This is a genomic window from Parashewanella hymeniacidonis, from assembly GCF_016900895.1.
Classification (GTDB): domain Bacteria; phylum Pseudomonadota; class Gammaproteobacteria; order Enterobacterales; family Shewanellaceae; genus Parashewanella; species Parashewanella hymeniacidonis.
Window position 1 is genome coordinate 1 of record NZ_JAFEUN010000139.1, and the last position, 9,125, is coordinate 9,125.

Consider the following 9,125-nt stretch of genomic DNA (forward strand, 5'->3'; position numbering starts at 1 on the left):
TTTCAAGCGGCCAGAGCACGAGCCAGAGGCTACCGTAATACAGGAACATTTATAACCATGATCTTTATGATTGCTAGCCCTGTATCAGATCTACTCAAATCCACATGAAACGACGAAGAGCCAGATAAAGGCTATAAAGGGTGTATGCAGTATGTTGACTAAGAAGTTGTTATCCCGAGTCGGCCATTAAAACGGGACTCGCAAGCAAAAAGAAAACGTAAAAGTGAACTCTGTAAAAAACGGGCAACCATTGAACCAGTAATCGGGCACTTGAAGAGTGACTTTAGACTGTGTAAGAACTGGTTAAAGGGCAGTATTGGCGACTCAATAAACCTTCTAATGGCTGCGTGTGCCTGGAACTTGAGAAAGTGGTTAGCCATTTTCTTTTTGCTCGAAAAAGATGGTGAGTTTTGGCTGTTTTGTAGTGAAATTGACGCAAAATCTAAGAAATCTTGCTTTTGGGTACGGCTCTGAATTTTGCGTAAATCAGATGCTGTACATTTTAACTCTTGAAATGGATTTTTTCAGAACCGACTAGTTAATCTACTTGCAAATGTTCTAACGCAGATAACGGCAATTTTAACCAGCTTGTGAGCGTAGAGCGATTCACCCAACAGGTGATAATATTCAATCAGGTTATTAATTTACTTTCATGGGCTTAAAAAGTCATTTAGCGTTCAACTGAGTTTTTTAGGTTTAAAGCTAATTTAGCTGCAATATCAAAAGAACAGCACATTAAAAACTTTCCGCCCCCTCGTCCTTGGAATTGTGGACCATATTGGTCAAGCCAAGCACTGCAGTAAGACTGAGGTTTGCACTCAATTACGATGTCATCATCCGACAGTTCAGCTAAAGGTCTTCTTTTCCCCGTGTGGCCTGGCTGAGCGCCCACCTTATTTCTGCTACGAGGTGTTTGAGCTTTTTCTATCAGCCTTTGCTTCAGATGTATCTGATGACGGCGATTTTGATGAATTCTAAGAAGACTGCTTTAACCTATCTTCGTACTCCCGAAGTTTTTGCCATAACTTGAATCAGCAAATTAGCATCTTTCAAATTGGCAGATTGTGGAGCATCTTTCTCGAAGCATTGTTTCTTTTTCATGTGTACATAAAAACACTATAAAAGATCGTTCAAGTAACAACATTAGAACATGTGACTTGTTTCACAAAAAACAAGAGGAGCTTGGTGAATGGTTACATGCAATCTATTATCATTTAGATTGAGATTATTCAAAATCAATTCAGGTGTTTAATTAATGCTTTTCGTTAAAAAATCAGTAATGAATAAGTAATTTTGTGATGTAACTATCATAAGCTTTTGCAAAGCTTACTCCGCCGACACTTGCCGCTCCTTTTTACCCCAAGGGAAAAGCCTATATTTCTTTAGGACGACAAGAGTAATGATAAGCGTAGAAGCAGCCCTTACCGATCCCGTAGCAACAGCAGCACCTTCAATATCGAAAATTGGGATGAGTAAAATATTTAAAATAATATTGATAATGAGCGAAGTGACTAAAATTTTAATCACAAGTTTTTGATCATCAGAGAATTGTAACCAAATTACTGATAAGCCAAAAATAGCATCAACCATATTACCCAAAGTTAAGAATTTCAATGCGTGTTCCGTTAACTCAGTGTCATGCCCAAACCAAACTAAAATACTGTCGGCATTAAACATAATAATGAGTGATAAAGGTAACGCTGTAAATATAAGCAACTGAAAGTATTTGCGACTCAATGTGTGCATTGCAACATCATTACTTTTTAGCGCTATCACAACAACAGGGGCGATAAAGGCATAAACTGAATTTTTAATGGTCATAATGAGATTAGCGGTCGTTTGAGCAGCTGCGAAATGGCCTACAGAAGTTTCTCCACTCATCCATTCAAGCATGTAAATATCAACCTGACTCATCAAGATTTGAATGATGATGATAAACATCAGTGGAATTGACGTTTTTAGCCAAACTTTTTGATCATGCGCAATGCTATCACCCGAAAGGGAGATTAAGTCTGTTTTTATAGCTTGCCTAAACTGAAACGCAAAAATAATAAGTGCGGCTAAACTCATTAACAATACTGCCGTCATATCGCTCAGGCTTCCTGCGAAAATGAAAACAGCACCGCATAAGATCATTCGTAAAAGCGGATAACCGATTCTCCAAGGAGCAAAAGACCAAACTAACTGTTTTGACATTAGAAATAAACAGCCAATTAATGCAGAAGCAGCTGAAAAAGGAATGGTTAATGATGCGAGTAAAATAGGATGATAGCTGCTCCCATTAAAAATCGAAATGTGTAAATGATGCCCAAGGATGGATAGGAAAAAAATCGCAACCGATGCAAAAATCACAACTTTCAAATAAAACCAAACGTAGGTCCAAACCTTCCTTGAGTTGCCTCCTATGATATCTTCAGAAAGTAATTTTGCAGCCGCTTTTGAGCCTCCCATCAGTGCAATGATGGAGCCTAGACCAACAAAAGCCTCAGCAACTTTGTAATTACCATAGGCTTCAGGTGCTAGGATTCGTGCCAGTAAGATATTAAACAAGTAACCAACAATAAATCCACCAATGTAGGTGGATGTAGCGATTAAGGCACCTTTATTTAAATCTTCAGAATTTGTGCTCATCCCAACTCGTCACTTCAAAAATTCTTATTTAAATGATTTAAAAAGTATAGATGATGAAATGTACAGTGTTAGAACAAAAGCTATAGAAAAAAGCGCTAATAAATGACTAGCGCTTATTAGGATGTTGCTCTGGGAATTCCCTTTTAACTAAAGTTCCAAGGGTTGTTAGGATTCAACCATAAATGAACCGTCACTTCATCTCGATCATGATACAGATGCTTACACTGAATTTTAAAATCTTCGATACCATTTTCACGAAGTACTTCATCCATGGTAGCCAAAATTTGCTTAACATCTTTAAATCGGCTTTTCATTGGCAACTTAAGGTTAAATATGGCTTCTTTAAACCACCCTTGGATAGCCCAATGCTCCATTAACTCAGCGACACGTGCAGGCTTTTCAACCATATCACACACAAGCCAATAGATATTTTTACGGTAAGGTTCAAATTTAAACCCATCTTCACGATAGTGTTTAATTTGCCCTGTATCCATCAGCTTTTCATTCATTGGGCCATTATCTACGGCCGCAACAAACATACCACGTTTAACCAGCTGGTAAGTCCAACCACCAGGACAAGCGCCTAAGTCGACAGAGTTCATTCCGCTGCGTAAGCGCTCTTCTTGCTCTTCAGGAGTTAAGAAGTGCTTAAAAGCTTCATCCAATTTGAGCGTTGAACGACTTGGTGCATCAGAAGGATATTTAAGTCTTGGAATCCCCATAAAGTATGATGAAGTGTTATTGCTTAACGAGTAACCTGCATAAGCTTTACCTGAACCAATAAAACACACATGAATGATGGGTCTTCTTGGATTCTCTTTATTGAGTAAGCTACCTGACTTTTTAAGAGCCTGACGAAGAGGTACTGTAAATTTACGGCAGAATGTAGACAACTCTTTTGCTTCATTGGTGTCAGGCGTTTCAACTCGGATTTCACCTGCTTTTTCCACCTTTGATAGAGCTTCTACAATTGGTGAAGCTCTATCACTCTCTGGTAAATCGGAGAGAAGTTCGCTAGCAGCAAACATTTGTCTCGCAAAAACAAGATCGTTGAGCTTTATTTTCTTTAATAAAACATCTGCACCATTGTCTTCAAATGCTTGATAAACTACATAAGCATCATTGTTGTTGGCCTTAACAAAGCCTGCAACACCAACTTCTTGAGCACGGAATTGAATTTCTGCGGCACAGTCTTTTTCATAACCCGCACGGCAAAATAAGAATAGATTTTTCATGAGAATGAATTAGAAATATAAAATTGGCGACAGTATAGCGGTTTTACATACTGTCGCACTAGAGGACGCACTCAATTTACTCTTTAGATTTGTTGTAGCACCTCTTTAACATCAGCTACATCGAGAAAGAATACACAACAGCATTTCAGGCTAATTAAACTTTGCTTTCCATTCTGTTTTGCCAAACGGTTGCTGCAAGCAATAGCCAACCAACTAAGAAACTCATTCCACCAATTGGCGTCATAATGGCAACGAGCTTAGTTCCAGTGAGGGCATAAGCATATAAAGAACCAGAAAAGAAAATAATACCAATAATAAAAGCATAAGCTGAATAATCAAGGCGTTTGGAAGGAAGCCATTGACCAGCAATTGCAGCTCCCATGATCGCAAAAGTATGATAAAACTGATACTCAACACCTAGATTAAATATCTCAATCATTTCTTTAGTTGCAACGCTTTTTAGCCCATGTGCACCAAAAGCACCAAAGGCCGTTGCTAAAAAGCCAAAGAAACATGCAATTAAAAAAAGTCCTTTACGCATTTTTTTCTCCAATAAAGCCCATGACTTGATCAATCGACAAATTCAAATTTTGCTCCAGATTATGCCCCGACCGCTTCCTTGGTTCAAAGCTATGATCACCATCGGGTATCCAGCTAAAAGTAACGTAACTCGGCAAAATCCAATCTCGAACTTGTTGCTGGCTTCCAAAACGGTCTCTGTCACCCTGAATGATATGAACAGGCACTTGACACTTTTCTAGAGGCTCAAGCCGTGGATTTCCACCTTTTATCGAAATAAACGGATAACCAAGACAAATAACCCCTTTAATATCGAAGCTCGATTGCTCACATAAAATAGCGGCAACTCGTCCTCCCATTGACTTACCCATTAAATATAGATGCTTAGGTTGATATTTTGCGACAACTTCAGCAATTAGCTCTTCAAAATGGGCTATCAGTTTGGGCATTCTTTCTGGAGGAGGTCTTTTTCCCTCGTCTTTATTGATCTGCATATAATTAAAGTTAAAACGGACAACTTGAACTTGTTTAGCGGCTAACTTCGCAGAGACTTGCTGCATGAAGTCTGAATCCATCCCTGCGCCTGCTCCATGAGCAAATATAACCAAAGTATCACTTACATCGCCATCAACTTCATACGCAATCATATTATTTATCCTGCCAGTAATTCGTTTTTCGACTCTTCAGCAAACATTTCTTGCATCCAATCTCTAAATGCAGAAACTTTCCCTAAATCTGCTTGGCTTTCAGGACATACGAGATAATAAGCGTTAGGACTTACCAAGACATCTTGAAATGGCACAACTAACCGACCGGCTTTGATATCTGGCGTAGCTAACACACTATAACCAAGTGCAACGCCTTGTCCGTGTGCAGCAGCTTGTAATACAAGAGATGAGTGGCTAAAGATGGGACCTTGATTGACATTTATACCAGAGACACCACATTGTTTAAACCACATCTGCCAGTCTGTTCTCGACATATCATGTAATAAGGTAAAGTTTTTAAGGTCTTCCGGTTTTTCTAAAGGTTTGGGACCATTAAACAACGTAGGAGAGCAAACAGGAATAAGCACTTCATTACGTAATTTATCTACCCGTAAATGAGGCCAATTACCTTCACCATAATAAATAGCGACATCAACATCATCAGTTAAATGATCGACATCCAAATCGACGGCTTTAATACGAACATCAATTTCAGGATTCTGTTCACTGAACTTTGAAAGCCGTGGCACCAACCATTGAATAGCGAAACTCGGTGGCATACTCACAGTGAGTGAGCCAATGGCGCTTCTTGCTAATAGACGCTCTGTTGATTCAGCAATTTGACTGAAAATGTCTTTGATATCGAGAAAGTAACTCTGTCCTTCTTCTGTTAATAACAAAGCTCTATTTTTTCGCCTAAATAATTTTAAGCCTAAATAATCTTCGAGGGCTTTAATTTGATGGCTGACAGCAGCCTGCGTAACGAATAATTCTTCAGCTGCTCTGGTAAAGCTTAAATGGCGAGCAGCAGCCTCAAAGGCCTTCACAGCGTTTAATGGCGGCAATCGTCTAGGCATAAAATTTCACTCTTATTCTTTTTATATTCACTAATAATTATTATCTATCCTGAGTACATTTTAGCATTAGTTTTTCTAATCCGCACGGTTACTTTTAATCGTTTGTTATCTGTACACTGCTCGATTAAATTACGCACCATCAAATAGGGATTCAGATAAGCCTAAAGCATTAACTAATCAGTAGTTTGGCTAAATCTGAGATAGCAGCGACATTTTTAAAAGGCAAACATCATGAGCAAACTACTTTCAGCTTTAGGCATTACATTTTTTGGTTCATTTTCTGCTGTAGCTTTTGCTGAACCAACAACAGAATTAGAATTTGATAAAAAAGAAATTAACCAAGAAATTCAAATAAGCCTATCACAGTCTATGGAAGAATTGATGATTAATCTATTTAACGAAGATCATCAAACATTCCTTATTGCTAAAAAAGAAGACAAGCCAGCTGAAAAAGAACAAACAGCTGAAGAATAATTCTGTTTTCTATTTTTAAAGAGTCTAAAAGTCGCATCAATGCGACTTTTTTTATCCAAATCAATTACAGTAACCTGTACAGCACCAGATCTTATTCTTCTTGTTATCAAAAAATATACACTCTAAAAACGATAACGTAGGTTAGGTCTCCATATGACTCTCTCTGTGGATACGGTAAAAAGCAACGCCTCTATTCAGTATTTAGGTAATGCCAATCGAGATGGCGTCGCTTACGGTTTACTTACTGTAAAAGATAAGTCATTTAACATTACCGTTGTTAATTACACCTTTAAAAACGTTTTGGAAACTTGTTACTCGAACTGGATCAGCAAATAATATTGTTAGAGCTTTTAGAAATGTTGATGTGAACACAATCAAGTTGATAGCTGTTGAGGTCGTTTACCCTCAACAGCTAAATACTATGCTCATTAATTAAGGACGGTATACCTTAACATTGGTGTAGCCTTGCTCCATCAAATAAAGCGCTTGCAACTTACTCATTACGCCACGGTCGCAATACAACAGGTAAGAGCGACTTTGATCTAAATCCGCAAATTGCGTGCCTAGCTTGAAGAAAGGAATATGAATCACTTCAACGCCATCAATTTCTAGCGGTGTCGCTTCTTCTTCCTCAGCAGAACGAATATCAATAACCACTACGTCAGAAGATAAATCTTGAACGGTTTCAGTCTCGGTAACTTGAGCATCCATCTCTGCTGCGATATCACGAACGTTCATAATGACCGCTTTTTCAGCAGTCTTAGCAACAAGCTCTTCAGTGAACTTTTCTTCTTCCGCTAGGATTTTTGAAAGCACTGCTTTAACTGTAGGTTTTTGAGAGATTACGCCGCAGTATTCAGGAATAGACTTTGCAAAATCTTCAGTGCCAATGACACGAGACTCATCAATGATGTCTTGCTTATCCATGGTGATAAGTGGACGCAAAATTAATAAATCAGTGCTGCGGTCAATCACATTTAAATTGGTCAAGGTTTGGCTAGAAACTTGGCCTAAGCTTTCACCTGTTACTAACGCTTGAATTTTTAACCGATCTGCAACACGAGTTGCTACCTTCATCATCATGCGCTTTAAGATAACGCCCATTTGACCATTATCGATACGCTCAAGAATTTCGGTTACAACATCTTCAAATGGAATGGTGATGAATTTAACTTTGTGTGATTCACCATATTTTTTCCACAAATGATAAGCTACTTGCTTAACACCAATCTCGTGCTGTGCACCACCAAGATTAAAGAAGCAGTAGTGAGTTCTTGCGCCTTTTTTAATGAATTGGAAGCTTGAAACACCAGAATCAAAACCACCAGAGATCAATGAAAGTACATCTTCTTGAGTCGCAATTGGGAAGCCACCTAAACCGTCAACGCGCTCAACGACCATATAGAGCTTATCTTGACTGATCTCAAGATTAATCGTCATATCTGGATTTTTAAGTTTGACACCTGAAGCCTCAGTATGTTGATTTAGCCCGCCACCAACATAACGCTCTACGTCGTTAGACTTAAAGTCATGCTTACCGTTTCGTTTCACACGAACACAAAACGTTTTACCGACTAATTTGTCTTTATACAACGGTAATGCATGCTGATAGATATCATCCATGGTTTCAAAGCTGAATTCTTGAACTTGCAGTGAATGCGCAATCCCAGGAATACAACCTAGACGTTCACTTACCGTTGCAACTAATTCATCTGAACCATTGGGTACATTAACTAAAATCTTATCCCACTGACGTTGAATCGCTACCCCATCATCCACACGTTTTAGAACATTACGCATATTTGATTCAAGCATTTTGGTAAAGCGAACCCTTACCGAGCGGCTTTTCATCATAATTTCAGGGTATAACTTAACAATAAACTTCATTGGGTTTCCGCAGTAACAAAGATTGAACAAAAAAGTGGCGGAAATTATACAGTATCGACACTCAATTGCATAATCTGAGTTTCAAATTTTGAGCATTGAACAGGATGTTATTGGTAAACCTCGGTGAATACAAAACTTCTGCGAAAATTATAAAGTCGCTGAAATTAAATAACACCAGTTTTTTATGGCTGCAATTCAGAACATTACCATCATACCAGCATGTGGTTAGCTGGCAACGAAGTAACGACAGTTGTGTATGTCGGTCATCGAGTGCCTTTTTGATGCGAAGCATCACTTTTGAGAATGAAACAAAACTTCTACGAAGTTTATAAAGTCGTGGAGTTGCACTCCACACCGCCCAAAGAAGAGTTCTTCAGCAAATTTCCCTTTGGAAACCCCAGTTCCGCCCCGCAAAGTTAAACGTAATTCCTCTTATGGCAAAAAATAACTAACGCTTCCGATGGTGCATCTGATAGGCAGGACGCTTGAATGTCGTGAAGCACATGATGTGCGAGAACGACCATGAACCCCAGAATCTAGCGCAGCATCCATGCTACGCTTACGCTGTTTTTCACCAACTAAGATTACAACTTTGCCATGGGAAACTGTTGTAAACGCCAGGGGTATTGGTCGTTTTAAATTCAGTACAAGTGATAACATTAAAATATTCAAATACAGCTTAAGGGCTGACAGTTCCCATTGAAGCTGTTGAAGATATGATTGAATGCAAAATGACGTGAGACCGACATGGATGTCGGGCTAGACTCAGAGGTACAAGGATGTACCATCTGAGGCGTTAGGCATTTATTCAATCA

9 protein-coding genes and 1 pseudogene are annotated in these 9,125 nt (G+C 38.8%); 3 read left to right on the forward strand and 7 right to left on the reverse strand.

The window, feature by feature from the left end; translation table 11 throughout:
• Positions 1–171: 171 nt before the first annotated feature.
• On the forward strand, positions 172–474 hold the full coding sequence (locus JQC92_RS19455; protein ID WP_205001212.1) for a transposase: 303 nt from the start codon (positions 172–174) through the stop codon (positions 472–474).
• Positions 475–793: 319 nt separating this feature from the next.
• Here JQC92_RS19455 and JQC92_RS19460 read toward each other — a convergent pair.
• From JQC92_RS19460 to JQC92_RS19485, 6 genes and pseudogenes are all read right to left on the reverse strand, one after another.
• Positions 794–1,101 (reverse strand): annotated as a pseudogene (locus JQC92_RS19460) (DUF6444 domain-containing protein); the annotation flags it as partial.
• Positions 1,102–1,326: 225 nt separating this feature from the next.
• On the reverse strand, positions 1,327–2,631 hold the full coding sequence (locus tag JQC92_RS19465; RefSeq protein WP_205001206.1) for an oligosaccharide flippase family protein: 1,305 nt from the start codon (positions 2,629–2,631) through the stop codon (positions 1,327–1,329).
• Positions 2,632–2,774: 143 nt separating this feature from the next.
• Entirely contained in the window at positions 2,775–3,866 is a 1,092-nt protein-coding gene (rlmM, locus tag JQC92_RS19470; RefSeq protein WP_205001207.1) for a 23S rRNA (cytidine(2498)-2'-O)-methyltransferase RlmM, read from the reverse strand.
• Between the two features lie 154 nt (positions 3,867–4,020).
• Positions 4,021–4,407 (reverse strand): DUF423 domain-containing protein, encoded by a 387-nt coding sequence (locus tag JQC92_RS19475; protein WP_205001213.1) that lies wholly within the window; start codon positions 4,405–4,407, stop codon positions 4,021–4,023.
• Positions 4,400–5,032 (reverse strand): alpha/beta fold hydrolase, encoded by a 633-nt coding sequence (locus JQC92_RS19480; RefSeq protein ID WP_205001208.1) that lies wholly within the window; start codon positions 5,030–5,032, stop codon positions 4,400–4,402. The genes JQC92_RS19475 and JQC92_RS19480 overlap by 8 nt, the downstream gene beginning before the upstream one ends.
• Before the next feature lie 5 nt (positions 5,033–5,037).
• Positions 5,038–5,949 (reverse strand): transcriptional regulator GcvA, encoded by a 912-nt coding sequence (locus JQC92_RS19485; protein WP_129948157.1) that lies wholly within the window; start codon positions 5,947–5,949, stop codon positions 5,038–5,040.
• A gap of 231 nt (positions 5,950–6,180) precedes the next feature.
• Here JQC92_RS19485 and JQC92_RS19490 point away from each other — a divergent pair, with 231 nt between their 5' ends.
• The gene (locus JQC92_RS19490) at positions 6,181–6,423 is read left to right on the forward strand and encodes a hypothetical protein (protein WP_205001209.1); all 243 of its coding nucleotides are present in this window, start codon (positions 6,181–6,183) and stop codon (positions 6,421–6,423) included.
• Positions 6,424–6,576: 153 nt separating this feature from the next.
• Positions 6,577–6,759, forward strand: coding sequence for a hypothetical protein (locus tag JQC92_RS19495; protein ID WP_205001210.1), 183 nt, complete (start codon positions 6,577–6,579; stop codon positions 6,757–6,759).
• A gap of 96 nt (positions 6,760–6,855) precedes the next feature.
• Here the strand turns inward: JQC92_RS19495 and thiI are convergent, their stop codons facing one another.
• Entirely contained in the window at positions 6,856–8,310 is a 1,455-nt protein-coding gene (gene thiI / locus JQC92_RS19500) for a tRNA uracil 4-sulfurtransferase ThiI (protein WP_205001211.1), read from the reverse strand.
• Positions 8,311–9,125 lie beyond the last annotated feature (815 nt).